Here is a 21200-nt window from a genome sequence, read left to right on the forward strand (position 1 = left end):
CGCAGCACGCGCGTGCGGTCCTCGTTGACCGCCGACACGCATGCGCTCGTTCGGAAAACGAGTCAAGGCGTGTCGAGCACGCCGGCCTGCGAAAAGAGCAGCGGCTTCCCGCGCCCGTTGACGAGCGCGGCGGTCATCGTTGCGCGATCCTCGCGCTGCGACACCGAAACCGGGCCACCCGCCACGCGCTGCGTCAGCACGAGGCCATCGAGGCCGACGCCGGTCAGCCCGCCGCCTGTCGCGACGAGACCGGTGATCGAGCTGCGCGTGCCGGTGTGCTGCGCGGCCCACGTCGTGCCGCCGTCGCTGCTCTCGAACAGGCTGCCGAGCAGCCCGCCGACCACGATCCGCCCATCGGGCATCGCGACGCCCGACCACAACGTGCCCTTGCCGCCCGTCGGCAGATAGGCCCAGTTCGCGCCCCCATCGGCCGACTTGAGCACCATCCCCTGCTCGGACACGATGTAGAGCGCGTGCGCGGGATCGGCAAACACGTGATAGAGATTGCGGTCGGCCTTGCCGCCGCCCGGCGGCTTCTGCAGCGTCGTGCGCGTCCATGTCTTGCCGCCGTCATGCGTCTGCAGCATCAGCGACCACAGGCCGACCGCGATGCCGTCCCGTGCATTCGTGAACAGCACCGAGAACAGGGGTTGATCGATCGACGTGTCGAGCCGCTGCGTGACCCACGTATCGCCGCCGTCGTCGGTCGCGAGAATCGCGCCCCACTGGCCGACGGCCCAGCCGTGCTTCGCATCCGCGAACGCCACGGCCGACAGCGTCGCCGACACCGGCACGCGCCGCGCCTGCCGCCAGCTCTTGCCGTCATCGTCGGACAGCAACACGATGCCGTGTTCGCCGACCGCGACGATCCGTGAACCGGCACGTGTGGCGTCCATCAGCATCATGTGCGTCGGCGCGGCCCACGCGTGAGCCGGCCGGCTGGCCCACGCGGCAACCGTGCCGCCCCCCTCCTGCGCGAACGCGGCGGCGGCGATGAAGAATCCGATACCTGCAACGAGTGTCTTGATCATGGCTGGAACTCCGGTCAGTGGCTGAACAGGCCCGGCGCACGGGCCGGTTTGCGGCGCGGAAACCAGCGCTCGAGCAGCGACGCCAGCGCGGGCAAGGCAGTCATCGCCATCACGAGGTTCACGATGAACATGAATGCGAGCAGCTTGCCCATGTCGGCCTGGAATTTCAGCGCCGAGAAGCTCCACGTCGCGACGCCGATCGCCAGCGTGATCGCGGTGAAGATGGTCGCGACGCCCACTTCGAGCAGCGCGTGCTGCACGGCCTTGACGATGTCCTGGCCGCCCGCCAGATGCACCTGCAGCCGGTTGTAGATGTAGAACGCGTAGTCGACGCCGATACCCACCGCCAGCACCATGACCGGCAACGTCGCGACCGTCAGCCCGATCTGCAGTTCCTTCATGAACCAGTAACCGATGAAGGTGGCGACCGACAGCGGCAGGCAGCAGGCCAGCATCGCGCGCCAGTCGCGGTACGCGAGAAACACGAGGATCAGGATCGCCGCGTACACGTAGAGCATCATCGGCAACTCGCTCTTCTCGACTTCGTCGTTCGTCGCGGCGAGCACGCCCGCATTGCCGGCCGCGAGCCGCACCGTGATGCCCGGAAACGGATGCGCCGCGCGGTACTGCTTCACGTCGTCGAGAATCCGGTTGATCGTCGTCGCCTTGTGGTCCGTGAGGAACAGATGAACGGCCGTCATGCTGCAATCGGCATTCATGAGCCCTTTCGCGCGTCCGACGTCGACCGACACCGCGCCGTAGTTCTCCGCAGCGATCGGCACGACATTCATCTTCGGGTAGTCCTCGTTGTAACCCTGGTTGTACGCGCGCAGCATCGAGGCATACGACTGCACCGACACGACGCCCGGTTCGGTGCGCATCGCGGCCGAGAAATCGTCCCCGTACAAGCCGACCGCCGCGTTGTCGCACCCCTTGCCGTTCGACTCGATCGCAACCGTCAGCCAGTCGAGCCCCATGTCGTAGTTGCCGGCGATCGACGTCGCGTCGCGATTGAAACGCGCGTCCGCGCGCAGTTCCGGTGCGCCCGGCTGCAGCGTGCCGATCACGCGGTCGCGGCTCTGCCACGCGGCGAGACCGAACACCACGACGGTCAGCAAGACGGTCGCACCCGCGTATTTCGGTTGTGCGACGCGCGCGAGTGGCCGCAGCCACGCCGCGCGGCGTTCGGCGCGCTTCAATGCGCGGTCCGCATACGCCTTCGTGAAGTTGAAGCACGAAGCCGCGACGGGCAACAGGATCAGGTTCGTGACGATCTTGTATGCAACGCCGAGCGACGCGGTAATCGCCAGCTCGCGCACCATCGGAATCGGAATCAGCAGCAGCGTGATGAACGACACGAACGCGGTAATCAGCGCCAGCACGCCGGGGATCAGCAACCCGCGGAAACTGTGGCGCGCGGCATCGTATGAGCTCTGCCCGTGCGCGATCTCGCGGACGATGAAGTTCACCTGCTGCACGCCGTGTGACACGCCGATCGCGAACACGAGGAACGGCACCAGCACCGCGAGCGGATCGAGCCCGAAGCCGAGCAGCTTCAGCGTGCCGAACTGCCACACGAGCGACGTCAGCGAGCACGCGATCAGCAGCACCGTGAAGCGCACCGAATGGCAGTACCAGTACACCGCGAGTGCCGTCAGCAGCAGTGCAATGCCACAGAAGCCGAGCACGGCCGTCGCGCCGTCGGCGATATCGCCGATCTGCTTCGCGAAACCGATGATCTGGATCTCGTAGCCGGCATCCTCGAACGGCTTGCGGATCTTGCTTTCGAGCAAATGATTGAACGCGACGTAGTCGAGCACCTTGCCGGCGCTGTCGCGCTCGTTCAGCTCGGCCGTGATCATCGCGCTGTCCTCGCCGTGCGACACGAGCGTGCCGACGTAGCCGCCGAGCGTCGTCGAGCGGCGAATGCCCTGCACGCGCTCGGGTGTCAGCTGGTCGGGCGTGATCGTGCCGGGAATGATCGGCTCCGCGCGAAAACCTTCATCGGTCACTTCGTTGACGAACGCGTTCGGCGTCCACAGCGAGCGCACGCCGATCCGGTCGACGTTCGGCAGGTACGTGACGGCCTGCGTGACGTCGTACAGCCGCGTCAAGCCAGCCTTCGACCAGATCGACCCGTGCTTCGCCCGCACGACCACCGTGATCCGGTTCGCACCGAGCAGATCGTTCCGGTACTGCTGGAACGTGCGGATGTATTCATGCCCGATCGGCATCTGCTTTTCGAAACCGGCATCCATGCGCAGCTGCACGGCGAACACGGCCATGACGACCGTGAACAGCGCGATCGCCGCGAGCACGAGCACGCGATGACCGAAGAAGAACCTTTCCAGGCGACTGACCAAACGATTGAGCACGACCTTACCCCTTCATGTATTGCGACGGTGCACGGCGAACGATGCGCACCGCCTGCCCCCGTCACCATCAGAAATTCCGCGTGACGAACATCCCGACGAAATTGCGGTCCGCATACGGCTGCCCGACCGTCTGGTGTCCGCCGAAGAACGCGGTGAAATTGATGCCCGCCTGCCAGGTCGGCGGGTTCTGGTTGAACAGCACGTAGACGTTCACCGACTTCGCGCCCTGCAGGTAATTCGCGGTAAAGGTCGGCGTATAGCCGTACAGGCCGTCCGAGAACGTCACGCCCGGCGTCACCTGCCAGCCGTGGATCAGCGAACCGTCGTAGGTCCAGTTGAAATCGATCGTCGCGCCCACCGAGCTCGCGGTGCCTTGCGCCATCGCGATCGGGTAGCCGAGCCCCGAACCGTTGTTCAGCCACGGCGCATAGCCGGCCTGCGGCGCCTGCGTGACGGTCTGCCCGCCGACGGTGCGCGTCACGCCGCTCGCGCTCAGCCCCGGGTAGTAGATCCATGTCAGCTCCCACGTCAGCGCGGCCGAATCGGCGCCGAGCAGTTTCAGCAACGGATACTCGCTGCGCGTCAGCGCCAGCAGCCCGTTGAGGTCGTACTGGAATTTCTTCTTGTCGACCCATTGCTGGCAGTCGAGGCCGGTCACACCGTTCGTGATCGCATCGAGCGGGCCGCCAGGCCCGTAGCAGCCCGTCAACGCAACGGCGTCGCGCGGCCGGTACGACAGCTCGGTGCCGATCGCCCACGGGCCGACGCCGAAGTTCGCGCTCGCGCCGAACAGCTGGCGGCTGCCGAGATAGGACGCCCGGATGCCGCCATTCGCCAGCGCGGTCAGCACCGGCGACTTGTCCGTATAGTTTTCGTAGTAGAGCGCGAAGTTCGCATCGAACGAGCGCGGCGAGAAGTTGAACTTCACGCCGAACTGCGGCCGGTATTTCGCCGGCAACGTCGTCGTGAGCGGTAGCCCGATATCGTTGAACGGCGGCCCCGCATACGTCCCGTTGACGAGCCCGTTCCTGATCGCGTTCAACGCGTCCTGGTTGCCTGCGGCGTTCGTCCCGCCGATCGCGCTCGCGATCGTTCCCGCGCTCGGACCCGCGACGTTCGGGTTGGCGGTATTCACCGTATAGGGCTCGGCGCCGCGCCCGACGATATTCGACGTCGACCAGTACGAGCCGACCGGCGGGTAACGGTTGCCGTTCCACTGGAACTGGTAATACGCCTCGGTGCTGAACCCGTGCGACAGGTCCGCCGCGAAGCTCGCCATCGGCGCGGGCAGCAGCGCCTGCTTGAGCTGCGAGCCGGGAATCAGCAGCTTCTGCACGTCGATCGAGTTGGTCGCGTTGATGCCGCTCTGCGCGAAAATGCTCTCGCCCCAGTTGATCACCTGGTTGCCGACGCGCACATGCGCATTGCGGCCCGCGATCGTGAAATCCTTCTCGCCCCACAGATCGAGCAGCTGCGCGTTGTACACGACCTGCGCGGCAGCCGTGCTCGACAGCGGCGTGCGGTTCGTATTCCCGGCCATGAAGTCATACATGCCGGTGCCGCGCACCATGAACTTCAATCCTTCGCCCGGCATCTTCAGCAGCAGCTCGCTGGTCGCGCTGACGTAGGTGCTGAACGGCTGGCCCTTCCGGTAGTTCAGGTTGCCGCTGTCGCCGAAGCCCCATTGATTCGTATTCGCGCTCGCACCGCATCCGAACGCGTTCGGGTCGCCGGTGAGCGAGCAGCTCGGGCTCTTGGTCCGGATCCCGGCGCCGGCCGTCAGGTTGGTGACCCACGAACCCTGCAGGTCACCGGTCCCGGTCGCGAACTGGTAGCCGAATGCATTCGTTGCCGTCGCACTCGTCACGGCAAGCAAAATCATAGTATGCCTAATCATTATTCTCGGTTTCATGTCCTGTCCCTCCCCTTCTCGGCGCCGGCGCGCGTCGCGCGCACGCCGGATCTTCACGCTAGGCGGTGTGCGTCATCGTTCGCTGACCGAGCGCAGCGATTCGGCCGTGTAGAAATCCGGCTTGAAGCGCGGATCGTTCGCGCGTTCGTAGTAGCGGATGTCCTTGCCCTGCCCGATCGACGAACCGTCGAACACGTAGCGGCCGTTGTTCAGGTCGTACTGGACGAACGGCTGGTTGTCGCACGCGCCGCCCAGTTCGAACACCGGAATCGGGTAGCTCTCGCGCACCTTCCAGAGCTTGCCCTGCGCGTCGTAGTCCTCGGCCGTCAGCGCGAGCCAGCTGTCCTCGTCGAGGTAGAAGGTCTTCTTCGACGCGACGTGGCGCGCACTCGCCTTGAGCGTCGCTTCGACGACCCACACGCGATGCACTTCGTAGCGGCGGTGCTCGGTGGAAATGCCGTTCGGCGTCGCGACGTCATGCAGCTTGCTTTTGAACGAGTACAGCCCGAACGCGTTGTACGGCACGATCATTTCCTTCTTGCCGACCAGCTTCCAGTCGAACCGGTCGAGCGAGCCGTTGAACATGTTCGAGTCGTCGACCAGATACTGATTCTCGAAGCCGATCAGCGGCGCATCGTGCGTGTAGGCCGGCATGCGCCGCACGCGGCGTTGGCCCGGGAAGTAGTAGTACGTCTCCGAGTCCTTGTCGTAATACTGGCGCTGCACGAACGACTGCCCGGCAAGCGCGGCCGGCGAATTGATCGAGAAGTAGACGGCCATGTTCATCTGGTCGACGTCCTGCGGCGACGTCTTGCCGAGCTTGCCGGCCGGCAGGTATTCGGCCTGCGGGCCGACCCCGTCGATCCAGTCGCTGCTGCCCGGGCGCGGTGAAATGACGGTCGCGATCGGCGACCATTCGATCCCTTCGCCGCGATAACGCGTCTCGTAGTTCAGCATCGCCTCGGCGCCGGTCTTCGGCTGCGGGAACGGTACCCCGGGCAGCACGGCCGCCTGCAGCGACTGGCCGTTCGCGGCCAGCTTCGCCGCCGTCAGGTTCGCTTTCGAGTTCTGTTCGGCCACGTCGGGCAACTGGCATTCGCGGTGCGACGGATAGACGTCCATCCGATAGCCCTTCAGTTGCCTGATCAGCTGGATCTGGCCAGGCGACAGCTTGTCCGCGTATTTGTCGAGGTTCGCCGCGTCGATCGAATACAGCGGCTGCTCGTTGCGGTGCTTCCAGAAATCGCCGCGGACTTTCCCGTACTCCCATCCCGATTGCGGCGCCTGTCGGCCGGCAAAGGCCGGCACGAGGCCGTCCTTGCTCGGCCCGCGCTCCGCGCCGGTCGCCGTGAGTTCTTCGGCCGCCGCGCTGCCGGCGGCCAGCCACAACGCCGCCGCGACGGCGGTCAACGTTCCGATTGCATGCTTCCTGTTCATGGTTCTCGCTCCTGATCCTCGTTGCCGGCAGCCGCCGTGCAGCGCCAAGCTGTCCCTGCCATCGGCTCGATGGCGCGTCCTCCGGGAGTCGGTGTCTCCGGCCCGGATGTCGAATGTCGGCACACCTCCTTCAGCGAGCAGATCGCCGTCATGCGATCGCCGGACGGGCCTCGCGCAGGAAAGTGCGGCGGGTCACGCCGGGGCCTGTTCTTACGTCATTTCCACCACCCCTTAAATATGTCACATGACCTAATAAGCGTTATACGCAGGGCAGTTTTTTGTCACAAGTCGGGTGAAACCCTCGCCTGAGAAAGGTGCATCTTGTGTCGCATGTTCAGGCTGGTTGGTTGGATTTATCGCGTATTTTTCGAATATTTCGGGCGCCTTACGTCGCTCGTCGGCAAGTCGACGGCCGTCATCGGCGCGCTCGAATGGCGCGGTCAAACACTTCGTGCGCACCACCACCTAGGTTGATTGACCTACTGACAAGCGTCGCACCAAGGCAAGTTGCGCCGAAGATGCCGTCGCGAGTGAAACAACGGACTTCATGCCAGGCGGGCGACGCCGGAAACGCACGTAGAATTTCGCGCAGCGCCGTTCGGGGCGAACTGGCACCGGCGGGCTCCGGCAGCGTGCGCGGCCGCGGTCGACGCACGCGTGCAACCCGCACGGCTTGAGACACTAGGTCGGATAACCTACAATCAGCGCTGCATCCGCAAGACGCGGGCAAGCGTTGCCCGCCGGAGGAGAAACCTCGATGGAACCGAAATCGACGAGCCCTGATGACATTCGCGCGGAACCTGCGTCGCCGCGTCGGCCAGAGCCCACGTCAGACGCGAAGTCGGCCGATGGCACGCGTGCGCTGACCCAGCGCGGCCGCAACACGGTCGGCCGCATTCTGGAGAGTGCGATCGAGATCTTCGTCGTCGACGGCTATGGCGGCCTGACGATGCGCAAGGTCGCGACCGGCGCGGGGCTCGCGCTGTCGAACCTGCAGCACTACTTCCCGTCGCGCGAGGATCTCTTCGCGGCGATCATCAGTGAGACCACCTCCGAGTATTCGAGGAACTACGACAGCGTGCGGACCGACGCGACGCTGTCGCCCGAAGCGCGGCTGGAGAAAGTGGTCCGGATGCTGATCGAGGATGCGAAGCTGCCGCGAACCCAAAGCCTGTTCGTGAACATCTGGGCGCTCGCGCATGCGCACGAGTTTGCGCGGCAGGCGATGGAAGACGCATACCTGTTCCAGCGCCAGATGATTGCCGGCTTCGTCACGGCGGTGAATCCCGGCCTGACGCCGCAGCAACTCGCGCGCCGGTCGGCACTGATCACCGCGCAGATCGAAGGGCTGGGCGTATTGATCCCGCAGCGCAATCGCTTCCCGTCCGATATCAAGGGAATGGAAGACGAAGCGGTGAAGGCCGTGCTCACCGTGGCATCGTTGCCGGGCTGAACGCGCGGCAACGGTCTGCCGCCGCTGCAAACGGGAACGCTTGCGGCCATGCGCCCTTGCCGGCCAGCGCAGAGCCGAGCCGAGCCAATCGACTTGGAGATTGACCGCGCACGCGACGACACCGGCCGGAATCGCGGCGACGCGCTGTTGCGCCGCGAACGGCGCGAGCGTGAGGCCGGGTGCGGGAATCGTGCCCGTCATCATCGGACACGGAAGCGGAATCGGATCGTGCCGTTCGCGCAACATGTCGTCTGTCGCCGCGCGCCGGCGCCGCGCCTGTGACGCGTCTTGCGCCCCGTCGCCGTCAGCGCACCGACGCGCGTCAGGCAAGCGTCGCGGTCGCCTGCATCGTCAGCCAGCCGTCGCGATCCTTCGCCCACAGCTCGATCGTGCGGCCGTCGTCCGACGGCTTGCCGCACAGCGTGAACGGCTCCCCGTCGAAGGTCGGGCGCACCGCGCGGAACGCGAAGCTCGCGAGCGTCGCGTCCGGCCGTTCGCGATGCACGAGATCGACGAGCAGCGTCGCGATCAGCGGGCCGTGCACGACGAGCCCCGGATAGCCTTCTTCCTGCGTCACGTAGCTGCGGTCGTAGTGGATGCGGTGGCCGTTGAAGGTCAGTGCCGAATAGCGGAACAGCATCACGGCGTCGGCCGTGACGGTGCGCGCCCACGTTTCGCCCGTGGGCGCCGCGACCGGCTTCTGCGCCGGCGCGCCCGGCTGCGGCGCGTCGCGATAGACGATGTCGTGCTCTTCCTCGACGCACAGCGCGCCATCGGATTCGATCCGGTGCTGCACCGTCACGAACACGAGCCGCCCGCTGCGGCCCGTCTTGTCCTCGATGTTCGCGATCGTCGATTCGCGCGTCGCGCGCCGCCCCGCACGCAGCGGCGCATGAAACGTCAGCCGGCCGCCGGCCCACATGCGGCGCGGCAACGGCACCGGCGGCAGGAAGCCGCCGCGCTTCGGGTGGCCGTCGGGGCCAACCTCGGCCAGCGGTGCGACGGGCAGGAAGTAGAGCCAGTGCCACATCGGCGGCACGACGTCGCCGGGCGACGGGCGGTCGAGCGTGGCGGCCAGCGCGTTCAACGGGAACGCGGTGATGTCGTCGCCGAGCGTTTCGGTCTTGCCGGCCCACGCGTCGAGTGACACGGGTGCGGCGGGTTGCGAGGATGAGTTCGACACTGATGGAGTCTCCGGTGCGCTGGCAATGGCCCTAATATGCACGCCGCACGCCGTTTCGCGAAGTCGGCTTTCCCGAACCGGGGCTTCGAATTTGCTTAACGCATGCGGCCCTGCCCGTCCTGCCGGACGATTTTCGTCTGACCATTCGAACCGTTCAAATATAGTCGCCACGCGCGCCGCGTGCGATTCCTGGCGCCAAGCTTACAGCTTGACCACCGCCGGCACGCCGCCTAAATTGCTTCTGACGGACCGGCCGCGCCACGAGCGACATGTCATCCGGGTGAAAAAAACGATAGTTTGCTATCGAATATTTTTGCCCCTATCATCTCGGCCATGACCAATCTGCACGACCTCCGCCTCGCCGTCAGCAGCCTGCTGGTGCTGTCCGCGCGCAAGTGGCGCCGCACCAGTGACGGCGTGCTGACCGCGTACAACGTGTCCGAGGCCTGCGCGACGCCGCTCCTGATCGCCGGCCGGCTCGGCGAAGGCGTCCGGCAGGGCGCGCTCGCCGAACACGTCGGCATCGAAGGGCCGTCACTCGTGCGCCTGCTCGACCAGCTGTGCGCGGCCGGCCTCGCGCGTCGCGACGAGGATCCGCACGACCGCCGCGCGAAAACGATCTCGCTGACGGCCGCCGGCCGCGCGGTCACCGCGAAGATGGAAGAAGACCTGCGCGTGCTGCGCGCCCAGGTGCTCAAGGGCGTGTCGCGCGCCGATCTCGAAACGACGCTGCGCGTGCTCGAAGCGTTCAACGCATCCGAGTCGCACTCGCCCGCCACGCGTCTCCCGCACGTCGACGACACCGCGTCATGACCTATCCGAGCCTTCGCGACTGGCTGTTCTCGGGCAAGACGTTCGCCGCGTCGATGCTGGCGCTGTACCTCGGCCTGTATTTCCAGCTGCCGCGTCCGTACTGGGCGATGGCGAGCGTCTACATCGTGTCGAACCCGTTCGTCGGCGCGACGCGCTCGAAGGCGCTGTACCGCGCGCTCGGCACCGCGCTCGGCGCGGCCGCCGCGATCTTCTTCGTGCCGCCGTTCGTCGAGACGCCGCTCCTCTTCAGCATCATCGTCGCGACCTGGTGCGGCACGCTGCTCTACCTCGCGATCTCCGACCGCACCGCGCGCAGCTACGTGTTCATGCTCGCCGGCTATACGATGCCGCTGATCGCGCTGCCGACCGTGACCGATCCGTCCACCGTGTTCGACGTCGCGATCGCACGGACCGAGGAAATCGTGCTCGGCATCGTGTGCGCCAGCGTGGTCGGCAGCGCCGTGTTCCCGAACCGCCTCGCGCCGACGCTGATCGAGCGCACCGACGCATGGTTCAAGGACGCCGCGTTCTACGGCCGCGAGACGCTGTCCGGGCAGATCGCCGGCAAGGCGTTGTCGGCATGCCGGCAACGGCTCGCGGCGACGATCACCGGCCTCGAATTCCTGCTGAGCCAGCTGAGCTACGACCATGCGCACCCGCGCATCCTCGCCCGCGCGCAGGCGCTCGCGGGCCGCATGCAGCTGTTCCTGCCGCTGATGTCATCGCTCGCCGATCCCTTGATCGCGCTGATGCGCGACCTGCACGTGCGCCCGCCCGCCCTCGATGCGCTGCTGGCCGATGCCGCGAAATGGTTCGACGCCCCGCTGCCGGCCGTGAAGACCGGCACCGACGGCGACATGGCCCACGATCCGGTCGCGGACAACCTGCGCGAGCGCATCGCCGCGCTGCAGCCCGCCGACAGCGCGCTCGCGAGCTGGGACGGCGCGCTGCTGTCGAACGCGCTGTGGCGGCTGCGCCAGGTCATCGACATCTGGCAGGACTGCCGCTCGCTGCGCGCGCTGATCGCGAACGAATCGGGCGTGTGGCAGCCGCGCTACCGGCACTGGCGGCTCGGCGGCACCGAGCGCTTCTTCGATCGCGGGATGATGCTGTTCTCGACGCTGACCGTCGTGCTCGCGATCGTGTTCGCGTGCTGGCTGTGGATCTCGTCCGGCTGGCACGACGGCGCGGCGGCCGTCACGCTCGTGGCCGTGTCGTGCAGCTTCTTCGCCGCACTCGACGAACCGGCGCCGCTGGTGTTCAAGTTCTTCCTGTCGACCGCCGCGAGCGTCGTGTTCGCGGGCCTGTACCTGTTCGTCGTGCTGCCGCACGTGCACGACTTCGCGATGCTCGTACTGATGTTCGCGGGCCCGTTCATCCTGATCGGCACGCTGCTGCCGCGCCCGCAGTTCAACATGGTGACGATGCTCGTCGCGGTGAACACGGCCACCTTCATCAGCATCCAGAGCGCGTACGAGGCCGACTTCTTCGTGTTCCTGAACAGCAACCTCGCGGGTGTCGCCGGGTTGCTGTTCGCGTACGTGTGGACGCGCGCGACACGGCCGTTCGGCGCGGAGCTCGCGGTGCGGCGCCTGCTGCGCTCGGGCTGGGAAGACGTCGCGCGCTCCGCGTCGACCCAGCCGCTCGACGACCAGCGCAACCACGCATCGCGAATGCTCGACCGCGTCACGCAGCTGCTGCCGCGCCTCGGCGCATCCGACGACCACCGCCACCCGTCGATCGAGAGCTTCCGCGACCTGCGCATCGCGCTGAACGCGCTCGACCTGCGCCGCTCGCGCCGCCGCCTGTCGGGCGACGTGCCCGACGCGATCGATCGCGTGCTCGCCGGCGTCACCGATCACTACGCGCGCTGCGCGGCCGCGAACGCGCGCCAGCCGGCGCCGCCGGCGTTGCTCGCGACGATCGACGACGCACTGCATCGCGTGGCCGGCCGCAGCCTGCCGGGCGCAGCGCCGGTCGACGGCAGCGCCGCGCCTGCGGCCCCGGCCACGCACCGCCGGCTGCGCGACACGCTGCACGCGCTCGTCGGGCTGCGCCTGTCGCTGTATCCGGCCGCCGCCGGCCAGGCGCCCCAGGCTCCGGACGGAGCACGCGCATGATCCGGCTTCCCAACCTGTCCTTCCGACCGCGACCATGATCGGCGAAATCGACATCTTCGGCGTATTCGTGCCGGCTCCGCTCGTGCTGATGCTGATCGCCTACCTGATCAACATCGTCGTGCGCGCCGTGCTCGAGCGCGTCGGCTTCTACCGCCTCGTCTGGCACCGTTCGATCTTCGACCTCGGCATCTACGTGTTCGTGCTTGCCGCCGTCATCATCGCTTCCCACCATCTCGTGGCTACCTAACGTGAAAAAATCCTGGCTCTCGGCAGGACAAATCCTGCTCACCCTGATCGTCGTCGTCGTGGCCGGCCTCGTGCTGTGGCGGATCATCAACTACTACATGTTCTCGCCGTGGACGCGCGACGGGCACGTGCGCGCCGACGTGATCCAGGTCGCGCCGGACGTATCGGGCCTCATCACGTCGGTACAGGTCGCCGACAACCAGGAGGTCAAGCGCGGCCAGGTGCTGTTCGTGATCGACCAGGCGCGCTACACGCTTGCGGAACGGCTCGCCGAAGCGACGCTCGCGCAGCGCCGCGCGACACTGGCCCAGGCGAAGCGCGAATACGCGCGCAACCTGCAGCTCGGCAACCTGGTCGCGAGCGAGCAGGTCGAGGAAAGCCGCACGCGCGTCGAGCAAGGCGAAGCCAGCGTCGCCGACGCGCAGGTGTCGCTCGACACCGCGAAGCTGAACCTGCAGCGCACGACGATCGTGAGTCCCGTAGACGGCTACCTGAACGACCGCGCGCCGCGCGTCGGCGAATACGTGCCGGCCGGCCGCGCGGTACTGTCGGTCGTCGACCGCAATTCGTTCCGCGTCGACGGCTACTTCGAGGAAACCAAGTTGCGCGGCATCCACATCGGCCAGCCGGTCGACATCATCGTGATGGGCGAGCCGCATGCGCTGCGCGGCCACGTGCAAAGCATCGTCGCCGCGATCGAGGATCGCGACCGCACGCAGGGCGCGAACCTGCTGCCGAACGTGAACCCGGCGTTCAGCTGGGTGCGGCTCGCGCAGCGCGTGCCGGTGCGCGTCGTGCTCGACGAAGTGCCCGACGATTTCCGGATGATCGCCGGCCGCACCGCGACCGTCTCGATGCGCGACGCCGACACGCGCCGCAACGGCAACGCGAAGCCGGCAGCCGGTGCCAGCGCGGCCTCGGCCGCGGCGCCGCTCTCCGCGGCATCCGGGGCAGCCGCCAGCGCGGCGGGAGCATCGCAATGAACCGGCACCGTCTGCGCCTCGCGGCTGCATTCGCGCCGCTTGCGCTCGCACTCGGCGCGTGCAAGTCCGTCGGCCCCGACTACACGCTGCCGCAGCAGGCGTACGTGAATGCGCCGCTCGCGAACCATGCGCTCAACGACGCGAACGGCACGCTCGTGTCGCGCGACGCGGTGCCCGGCAACTGGTGGCAGCTGTACGACGATCCCGTGCTCGACGCGCTCGTGCGTGACGCGCTGAAATCGAACACCGACCTGCGCGTCGCCGCGGCCAACCTCGCGCGTTCGCGCGCGGCGCTGGAAGTCGCGAGCCAGCAGGGCGGGTTCTCTGGCGGCGCCGAAGCCGCCGTGCAGCGCGCGCAGGAATCCGCCGAGCAATACCTGCTCGAGAACAAGCTGCCGGTCGTCAACGAAGGCGCGGTCGGCATCAACGTGTCGTACGAGATCGACCTGTTCGGCAAGCTGCGGCGCGGTGTCGAGGCCGCGCGCGCGGACAGCGACGCCGTCAAGGCGGCCGGCGACCTGGCGCGCATCACCGTCGTCGCCGACGTCGTTCGCGCGTACGTCGAATCGTGCTCGGCCGGTGACGAACTCGCGATCGCGAAGCAGTCGCTCGCGCTGCAGAAGCAGCGCGTCGCGCTGTCGCAGCGGCTGCGCGATGCCGGGCGCGGCAACCAGACCGACGTGACGCGCGGCGTGACGCAGGTGCGCACGCTTGCCGCCGACATCCCGCGCTTCGAAGGCCGCCGCAAGGTCGCGCAGTACCAGCTTGCCGCGCTGCTCGCGCGCTCGCCAGCCGACCTGCCGAAAGCCGTTGCCGAATGCGAACGGCTGCCGAAGCTGCGACAGCCGATCCCGATCGGCGACGGCGCCGCGCTGCTGCGCCGCCGACCCGACGTACGCGAAGCCGAGCGGCAACTCGCCGCCTCGACCGCGCGGATCGGCGTGGCGACCGCTGCGCTGTATCCGTCGATCAGCATCGGTGCGTCGGCCGGCTCGGTCGGTGTCGCCGCCGACCTGTTCTCGTCCAACACGAATCGCTGGTCGTTCGGCCCGCTGATCAGCTGGTCGTTCCCCGTCAACGGCCAGCGCGCACGCGTGCGCGAAGCCGAGGCTGCGACGGGCGGCGCGCTCGCACATTTCGACGGCGTCGTGCTGAACGCGCTGCGCGAAACGCAGTCGAGCCTCGCGACCTATGCGGCCGACGTGCAGCGCACCGATGCGCTGCGCACGGCGTACGAATCGGCGCGCAATTCCGCCGACGAAACGCATCGTCTCTATGCGGCCGGCCGCGAGTCGTTCCTCTCCGATCTCGATGCGACGCGCACGCTGACGAGCGTGCAGGCGCAGGTTGCGGCGGCCGAAGGCCAGGTCGCGGCCGATCAGGTCCGGCTCTTCCTCGCGCTGGGTGGCGGGTGGGACAGTGACAACACGGCGAGCGCGCAGGGCGCCCGGCCCGACACCGCGCACGCCGCTTCGGCATCCGCGACGAACGAGTAATACCCCGAGCGTCATAGACTTCGGTATATAGCGCCAGCATCGCAAAACGCCGTGTACAAAGGGGTTTTCGTGATTCGCACCATAGCATCCGGAGGGCGACGGACGCCCGCATTGGCGGTAAACTCGCCGATGCATTCCGCTCATCTTTCGCTGCCGGTCCGGCAGCGACATCCACTCCGGAGATCCATCATGCAAACCAGCGCTCGCAACCATTTCGCCGGCCAGGTCAGCGCCGTCAAGCCCGGTGCCGTCAACGACGAAATCACGCTCCGCACGCAGGACGGTCTCGACATCGTCGCCGTGATCACCCACGGCAGCGCGGCGTCGCTGGGCCTCGCGGCCGGCACGAAGGCGTTCGCACTCGTCAAGGCCTCGTCGGTGATCGTGATGGTCGACGTCGACAGCAGCAAGGTATCGGCGCGCAACTGCGTCGCAGGGACCGTCGCGACGGTCACGAAGGGCGCGGTCAATTCGGAAGTCGTGATCAAGGCCACGGGTGGCGCCGAGATCGTCGCGATCGTCACCAACGACAGCGTCGATCGTCTCGGCCTCGCGAGCGGCTCGGCCGCGTCCGCGATCTTCAAGGCATCGAGCGTGATCGTCGGCGTCGAGTGATCGCGTGACGGTCGCGATGGCGAACCGTCCTGCGCCGCGCATCCGCGCGGCCCGGCTGTCATCCGGAGACATCCGATGACAGCCGCTTTCGATCGCGTGCGGGACCAGGCGTTGCAAACGCTGCAATCAGCAGCGGCCCGCGCCGATGCACCTGACGCACCGCTGTTCGGCGCACTCATCGCCGCACGTGCGTGTCGCAACGAGCATGCGCTGCTGGGTCTCTCTCCAGCACAATTCGCCGGCTTGCTTGCCCGGCAGTTTTCGCACCTGACTCCCGCCGAGACCACCGCACTCACGCCGACGGTCGCGTTGGCACTATTGCCCGCGGCCCACGCCGAGTTCGTCGCGACGCTGCACACGCGACTGATGGACGACGCGAATCCCGCCGTCGCCCGCGACGATGCCGACTGCCTCGCATCGATCATCGCGCATGCGTGCCTGCGCCCCGACCATCTGTGGCGCGATCTCGGGCTCGACGGGCGCGACGCGGTATCCGCGATGCTCGATCGCTATTTCCCCGCGCTTGCCGCGCGCAACGTCACCCACCTGCGCTGGAAGAAATTCCTCGCACTGGAAGTGGCCGCCTCACTCGGCGTACCGCCAGGCCCGGCACCCGGATGCCCGGGCTGCGAGGATTTCGGTTTCTGCTTTCCTCACGCGCGATAACCATCACGGCGACCTGAGCGCTTGCGTCATCGCCGTCATGGACGGGTACGCGACGCATATCCCATAAATGGTCACCTTGAAGCGCGCGTCGCCTGCCGTCCATGACTGCGGTCAATGCCGATGCCGGTGATGAATGTCCGGAAAGTGCGCGTGACTGTGCGTGATCGGCAGATGCACGTGCGGATGCGAGTGCGGTTCGTTGCCGTCGTACTCAAAATCATGCGTGTGCTGGTGATGTTCGTCGTGCCGATGCCGGTGCGTGTGCTCGAGCCGCTCGTGCTCATGCGTGTGCTCATGCCGTTCGCGCACGTGCAGCCAGATACCGAGCGCCATCAACACGGCGGCGACCCAGAAAGTTGCCGGCGGCAGCGCGGGCCAGATCAGCAGCGACAGCACGACGCCGAACAGCGGAGCGATCGAGAAATACGCACCGGTGCGCGCGCTGCCGAGATGGCGTAGCGCAACGACGAACAGCACCAGGCTGATCCCGTAGCCGCCGAGCCCCGTCAACATTGCAGCAGCCGTGACCGGTGCGGCGGGCAACGTCGCGCCGGTCGCCAGCGCAATACCGATGTTCACCGGCCCGGCGATCAGCCCTTTCACGCACGCGATGACCATCGCGTCGTTCGCGGCGACCTTGCGGGTCAGGTTGTTGTCGATCGCCCAGCACAGACATGCACCGACGATCAGCAGCGCGCCCACCGGCACGCCGGCCCGACCCGGCACCCACGACAGCAGCGTGCCGCCCACGACGATCGCGACCATGCCGAGAAACACCTGTGTATCCACGTTCTCGCGAAACACGACCCATGCGATGACGGCCGTCAGCACGCCCTCGAGATTGAGCAGCAGCGCGCTGGTCGCCGCTGGTGTGCTCGACAGCCCGAGCATCAGCAACGCTGGGCCGGCCACACCGCCCGCCACGATCGCGCCAGCCAGCCACGGCAGGTCGGCGCGCTGCAGCGGCGCGGCATCCGTCACCGGTGCGCGACGGTTGTGCAGCCTGCGCAGCAGGATCCCGATGCCGAGCCCGACGCCGCTGCCAAGATAGAACAGTCCGGCGACCATGAACGGCGACATCGCGCCGACCAGCGCCTTGGCAAGCGGTGTCGCGGCGCCGAACAGCGCGGCGGCGGTGAGTGCGACAAGAATCGCGGAATGTCTCGGGTTCATGATCCGGCTTGAATTGACGTTGAAAGTCGATGGACGTGACTTCGGATCAAGTCGGCACGGGCCTTTCGCACCTTTCGAAATGCAAGCTGCAGCGTGCAGCACGACGATCCAGTCGGGATTATCGCGCGTCATCGTGTCGCGACGCCCCCGACCGGATCGTTCGCATCCTGGCCGGCGGTTCCGCCGAACCTGTTTTAGGAAACCGAATTATTACGTGACGACACCGTAACATTCAGGTATGCAAATCGTTAACCTGAAGATAGCGAGCGCCCGCAGTGCCGATTGACGAGTGTTCTTCGTCCGGTTGCGTTGCCTGTCTTGCTCGGGATAAGTGGGTGCTGGCCGGCAAGCGCCGGGGAGGCAGTCCTGACCTGCCTCTATCGAGGCAGGTCAGTCCATCGTGTCATGCGCCGCATACGACGTTCATGCGGGTACGCGCCGTGCAGTAAGCGGCGGTATTACTCGTTGCCGGCCACTTGCTGCTCGACCTGTGGTGCGGTATCGGTCTGCGCTTCTGCTGCGTCCACCGCTTGCGGTGCGGCAACGGCCTCGGCCTGCTGCTCGGCCTTCGGCGGCTGCTGTGCGCCCTTGGCCGCTTGCGCGGCGCCCTTGCCGGGACGGCGTGCCTTCAACCGGCGTGCCCGTGCTGCGTCGTCATGCGTGACGCGCCCTGCTTCGTTGCCCTGCAGGTCGACGCGCACCGCGTCTTCGACGAGGCACGACCAGTAGCGGTTGCCGCGGCACCACGTCGACATGGCTTCGCGCAGTTCGGCTTCGGTAAGGCCGACGGCCTGTGCTTCGCGCGCCAGGTCGTCCCAGATGCCGACCTTGAGCGGCACTTTGGGGGCCGGATTCTTCGGGAACGCGCTCGGAAACTTCCGCTGCAGTTTGCCGATCGCGACGATGACCGGATCGACCGGCGCCGACGGCTTGGCCGAAGCGGGCTTCGCGCGATGCGGTGCCTTCGCACCGGCACCCGCCTTGGCGCCAGCACCCCGCTTGGCACCGCGGGACGGCTGATCGCCGGACTTCGGCTTCGCACCGGTGTCCGCCGGCGCTGCCGGCCGCTTCGCGTTGCGCTCCTGCTTGGCCTTCGCTGCGAGCTGCGCCCGCAATTCGGCAAGTTGTTCAAAACCCATAAATTCAATCCACCAGGAATATAAGGTGTGGTTCGTGCGGCCATGCCGTGCGGCTCGAAAGCTTCGCCGCCGTGCGGGCGGCCCGTCTGCCGCCGATGCGGACCACGACGGGGCCGCATCGCGCACGCCACTCTGTTTTCAGGCACCCGGCCACGATGCCGGACAAGGCAGGAGTGGAAGTATACCGGTACGCGCGGTGGCCGGTTGACTCGCCGGTCTGCATTTGCCCGACCCCGGAGGCCGAAAAGGCGTCCGCGCGGTCATGTTGCGCATTATATGGATACGTTTCCGGATGTCACGCCATTCGAGGCCGTCGCGGAAATCGGGCCAGGCCCGGCTTCGGCACCGGCCCGCATCCGGCGTGCTGCAATCCGCGTGGCGGACGCCGAACGCCGTCGCGCGACACGTCACCTGCCCTCCCGGTTGTACCGGGCACGCCGTCGACTCGTTGCGTCCGCATCGATCGTGCCGCGTACGAGAATGCCGGAAAATGCGTAGTATGGCCGCATCGACGTCGTCGGCAGCGCACCTCGGCCAGTTTCGCTGCACGCCCGGTCAGCCGGCGATGCTCGCCCTTTGCCTGCGAAAAGAACCGGTTGTACGAAACGGAGCGGATACATGGTTCCCCGACACGACATCGCGCACGACGACATCACGCGCGAGGAAATTCACCATCGACACATCGACATGCGCGGCTATCGGCGCAGCGACGGCCTGTTCGAAGTGACAGCCTGCCTCGCCGACCGCAAGACCAGCGATTTCACGCCGCCGGGCGGCACGCGGACGGTCGCGGCGCTGTCGCCGATCCACGACCTCGGCGTGACGCTGGTCTTCGACGCCGACATGGTCGTTCGCGCGGTTTCGACGTTCATTCGCGCGCATCCGTATGCGCAGTGTCCGGGCGGCGGCGATTCGCTGCAGGCACTCGTCGGACTGAACATCGGCGCCGGCTGGAACAGCGAGGTCCGCAAACGCCTGCCGTCCTGCGATACGTGCACGCACCTGAAGGAATTGCTCGGCCCGATCGCCACCACGGCCTATCAGACAATGGTCGGCGTGCGGCAGTCGTCGCTGGACTACCGCGACAGCGAAGGAAGGCCGCTCAAGATCGACAGTTGCCACGCGTACGGCGCATCGCGCGATCTCGTGAAACGTCTTTGGCCCGAATACCACCGGCCTTCGTCAGCGGCAAAAAGCAGCTAGGTTTTGGGGATTCGGCCGGTTGCTTGTCTTCACGACCGCGTGAGCTGTCCGCCGAACCGCGCCGGCAAGTCGTCGCAGCCACAACCTGCATCAGAAGACGCCCAGCGCGAGTCCCGCGGCAAGACCTGCACCGAGCTCCGCGCAGCGCACGAGATCATCGCCGTCGATCGTCTTCGCCGCGAGAATACGCTCCGGCGTCTGCGCGTGCGTACAGACGATCAGGCCCGGCGCCACGTTCTTCAGCCGCCATCCGGTCGCGATCCGGTCGATCTGGCGCAACGCGTTCTGTCCGTCGCTGCCCGCGCAAATCATTGCCGCATACGGGCGACCGTTCACGCGATCGAGCGCCGCGTAGTAGCAGCGATCGAAAAAGTCCTTCATCAGCCCGGACATCGCCGCGAGATTCTCCGGCGTCGCAAACAGGTATGCGTCGGCGGCCAGCACGTCGTCTGCGCTCGTCGCGTCCGCACGCTGCAGCCTGACGTCGATGCCGGCCTGCTCGCGCGCCGCGCCGGCAGCCGCTTCGGCCATCTGTTGCGTGCCCCCGGTCATCGTGTGATAGACAATCAACAGCGTCTTCATGCGTAATCGCTCGCGTTCGGCTTCAGGTGCGACGGCGCATCGATGCTGCGCGCACCGCTCGCGCGCATCGCGCCGGCTCCGCTTCGCGCAGGGCATCCCGATGCATGGTCAATCCTGCGTGGCGCGCATTGCATCGCCGTCGTCCGGCCGCGCGTAGTACGCGAGAAACATGTCGGCCGCGGATTCCGCGACTTTCCGTTGCTCCTGCGCCGTGAGCGGCGGCTGGCCCATCGTGATCTGCGGCCAGAACGCAAATGCCTTCACGACGCCATGCAATTGATGCGCGGCGAACAACGGATCGGTGACCGACAGGCGGCCGGCCGCCGCGGCCGCCCGCACCCAGACCGTCATGTCTTCCTCGCGCTCGCCGAGACGCTCGACCATGTCGCGCGCGCGCTCCGGCGAATGGATCGCCGCGCCGATCGCCACGCGCGCAAGTGCGAGAAATGCCTCGTCGTTCAGCAAGCGCAATTTGCGGTCCAGCAACGCGAGCAGTTGCTCGCGCAGCGGCACGTCGGCGCGATAGGTCGGCGAACCGCCGGTCTGCGTCGCCTCCCACAACTTGTGCAGGATCGCTGCAAACAGCGTTTCCTTACCGGGAAAGTGGTTATAGACCGTGCGCTTCGACACGTCCGCGCGCGCAGCGATACGATCCATGCTGGTCGCATCGTAGCCCGCCGCGAGAAATTCCTCGATCGCCGCATCGACGATGGCCGCGCGCTTTCGATCAGTCAGGCGCAGGTGGGGAGTGCTGGTATCCATACGAAAATTTT

The 21200-nt window shown here is 66.9% G+C and carries 18 protein-coding genes and 1 pseudogene; 9 read left to right on the top strand and 10 right to left on the bottom strand.

The window, feature by feature from the left end; all coding sequences use genetic code 11:
- Positions 1-62 precede the first annotated feature (62 nt).
- The 4 genes from HWX87_RS08605 to HWX87_RS08620 form a co-directional block, all read right to left on the bottom strand.
- Positions 63-1031: a YCF48-related protein gene (locus tag HWX87_RS08605; protein ID WP_176046733.1), complete on the bottom strand. Its 969-nt coding sequence runs from the start codon at positions 1029-1031 to the stop codon at positions 63-65.
- A 14-nt stretch (positions 1032-1045) separates the two neighbouring features.
- Complete coding sequence (locus HWX87_RS08610; RefSeq protein ID WP_176046734.1) at positions 1046-3406, bottom strand: efflux RND transporter permease subunit; 2361 nt, start codon at positions 3404-3406, stop codon at positions 1046-1048.
- A gap of 67 nt (positions 3407-3473) precedes the next feature.
- The gene (locus tag HWX87_RS08615) at positions 3474-5318 is read right to left on the bottom strand and encodes a DUF1302 domain-containing protein (RefSeq protein WP_176046735.1); all 1845 of its coding nucleotides are present in this window, start codon (positions 5316-5318) and stop codon (positions 3474-3476) included.
- A gap of 72 nt (positions 5319-5390) precedes the next feature.
- The gene (locus HWX87_RS08620) at positions 5391-6755 is read right to left on the bottom strand and encodes a DUF1329 domain-containing protein (RefSeq protein ID WP_176046736.1); all 1365 of its coding nucleotides are present in this window, start codon (positions 6753-6755) and stop codon (positions 5391-5393) included.
- Positions 6756-7512: 757 nt separating this feature from the next.
- Here HWX87_RS08620 and HWX87_RS08625 point away from each other — a divergent pair.
- On the top strand, positions 7513-8208 hold the full coding sequence (locus HWX87_RS08625) for a TetR/AcrR family transcriptional regulator (protein ID WP_176046737.1): 696 nt from the start codon (positions 7513-7515) through the stop codon (positions 8206-8208).
- Between the two features lie 59 nt (positions 8209-8267).
- Here the strand turns inward: HWX87_RS08625 and HWX87_RS37985 are convergent.
- Together HWX87_RS37985 and HWX87_RS08630 are read right to left on the bottom strand one after the other, a co-directional pair.
- Positions 8268-8409, bottom strand: a pseudogene (locus tag HWX87_RS37985) (MmgE/PrpD family protein); the annotation flags it as partial.
- Between the two features lie 121 nt (positions 8410-8530).
- A complete protein-coding gene (locus HWX87_RS08630) occupies positions 8531-9391 on the bottom strand; it encodes a MaoC family dehydratase N-terminal domain-containing protein (protein WP_176046738.1) in 861 nt (286 codons plus the stop codon).
- A gap of 333 nt (positions 9392-9724) precedes the next feature.
- On the opposite strand from HWX87_RS08630, the gene HWX87_RS08635 reads away from it, so the two are divergent.
- From HWX87_RS08635 to HWX87_RS08665, 7 genes are all read left to right on the top strand, one after another.
- Positions 9725-10204 (top strand): MarR family transcriptional regulator, encoded by a 480-nt coding sequence (locus tag HWX87_RS08635; protein WP_176046739.1) that lies wholly within the window; start codon positions 9725-9727, stop codon positions 10202-10204.
- Entirely contained in the window at positions 10201-12324 is a 2124-nt protein-coding gene (locus HWX87_RS08640; RefSeq protein WP_176046740.1) for an FUSC family protein, read from the top strand. Before HWX87_RS08635 ends, HWX87_RS08640 begins: the two co-directional genes overlap by 4 nt.
- A 34-nt stretch (positions 12325-12358) precedes the next feature.
- A complete protein-coding gene (locus tag HWX87_RS08645) occupies positions 12359-12571 on the top strand; it encodes a DUF1656 domain-containing protein (RefSeq protein ID WP_176046741.1) in 213 nt (70 codons plus the stop codon).
- Position 12572: 1 nt separating this feature from the next.
- Positions 12573-13553: an HlyD family secretion protein gene (locus HWX87_RS08650; protein ID WP_176046742.1), complete on the top strand. Its 981-nt coding sequence runs from the start codon at positions 12573-12575 to the stop codon at positions 13551-13553.
- A complete protein-coding gene (locus tag HWX87_RS08655; protein WP_176046743.1) occupies positions 13550-15049 on the top strand; it encodes an efflux transporter outer membrane subunit in 1500 nt (499 codons plus the stop codon). The genes HWX87_RS08650 and HWX87_RS08655 overlap by 4 nt, the downstream gene beginning before the upstream one ends.
- Before the next feature lie 189 nt (positions 15050-15238).
- On the top strand, positions 15239-15664 hold the full coding sequence (locus HWX87_RS08660) for a TOBE domain-containing protein (protein WP_176046744.1): 426 nt from the start codon (positions 15239-15241) through the stop codon (positions 15662-15664).
- Between the two features lie 75 nt (positions 15665-15739).
- Complete coding sequence (locus tag HWX87_RS08665) at positions 15740-16330, top strand: nitrogen fixation protein NifQ (RefSeq protein ID WP_176046745.1); 591 nt, start codon at positions 15740-15742, stop codon at positions 16328-16330.
- A 111-nt stretch (positions 16331-16441) separates the two neighbouring features.
- On the opposite strand, the gene HWX87_RS08670 is transcribed toward HWX87_RS08665, so the two are convergent.
- The gene (locus tag HWX87_RS08670) at positions 16442-17503 is read right to left on the bottom strand and encodes a DMT family transporter (protein WP_176046746.1); all 1062 of its coding nucleotides are present in this window, start codon (positions 17501-17503) and stop codon (positions 16442-16444) included.
- A gap of 458 nt (positions 17504-17961) precedes the next feature.
- Positions 17962-18642 carry a ProQ/FinO family protein gene (locus tag HWX87_RS08675; protein WP_176046793.1) on the bottom strand — a complete coding sequence of 227 codons (681 nt, stop codon included), beginning with the start codon at positions 18640-18642 and terminating at the stop codon, positions 17962-17964.
- A gap of 618 nt (positions 18643-19260) precedes the next feature.
- Between HWX87_RS08675 and HWX87_RS08680 the strand changes: the two genes are divergently transcribed.
- Positions 19261-19845 carry a DUF2889 domain-containing protein gene (locus HWX87_RS08680; RefSeq protein ID WP_176046747.1) on the top strand — a complete coding sequence of 195 codons (585 nt, stop codon included), beginning with the start codon at positions 19261-19263 and terminating at the stop codon, positions 19843-19845.
- Positions 19846-19935: 90 nt separating this feature from the next.
- Here the strand turns inward: HWX87_RS08680 and HWX87_RS08685 are convergent, their stop codons facing one another.
- Together HWX87_RS08685 and HWX87_RS08690 are read right to left on the bottom strand one after the other, a co-directional pair.
- Entirely contained in the window at positions 19936-20427 is a 492-nt protein-coding gene (locus HWX87_RS08685; RefSeq protein WP_176046748.1) for an NAD(P)H-dependent oxidoreductase, read from the bottom strand.
- 108 nt (positions 20428-20535) lie between these two features.
- Positions 20536-21189 carry a TetR/AcrR family transcriptional regulator gene (locus tag HWX87_RS08690; RefSeq protein ID WP_176046749.1) on the bottom strand — a complete coding sequence of 218 codons (654 nt, stop codon included), beginning with the start codon at positions 21187-21189 and terminating at the stop codon, positions 20536-20538.
- Positions 21190-21200 lie beyond the last annotated feature (11 nt).

Source organism: Burkholderia sp. BCC1644, assembly GCF_902833225.1.
Classification (GTDB): Bacteria; Pseudomonadota; Gammaproteobacteria; order Burkholderiales; family Burkholderiaceae; genus Burkholderia.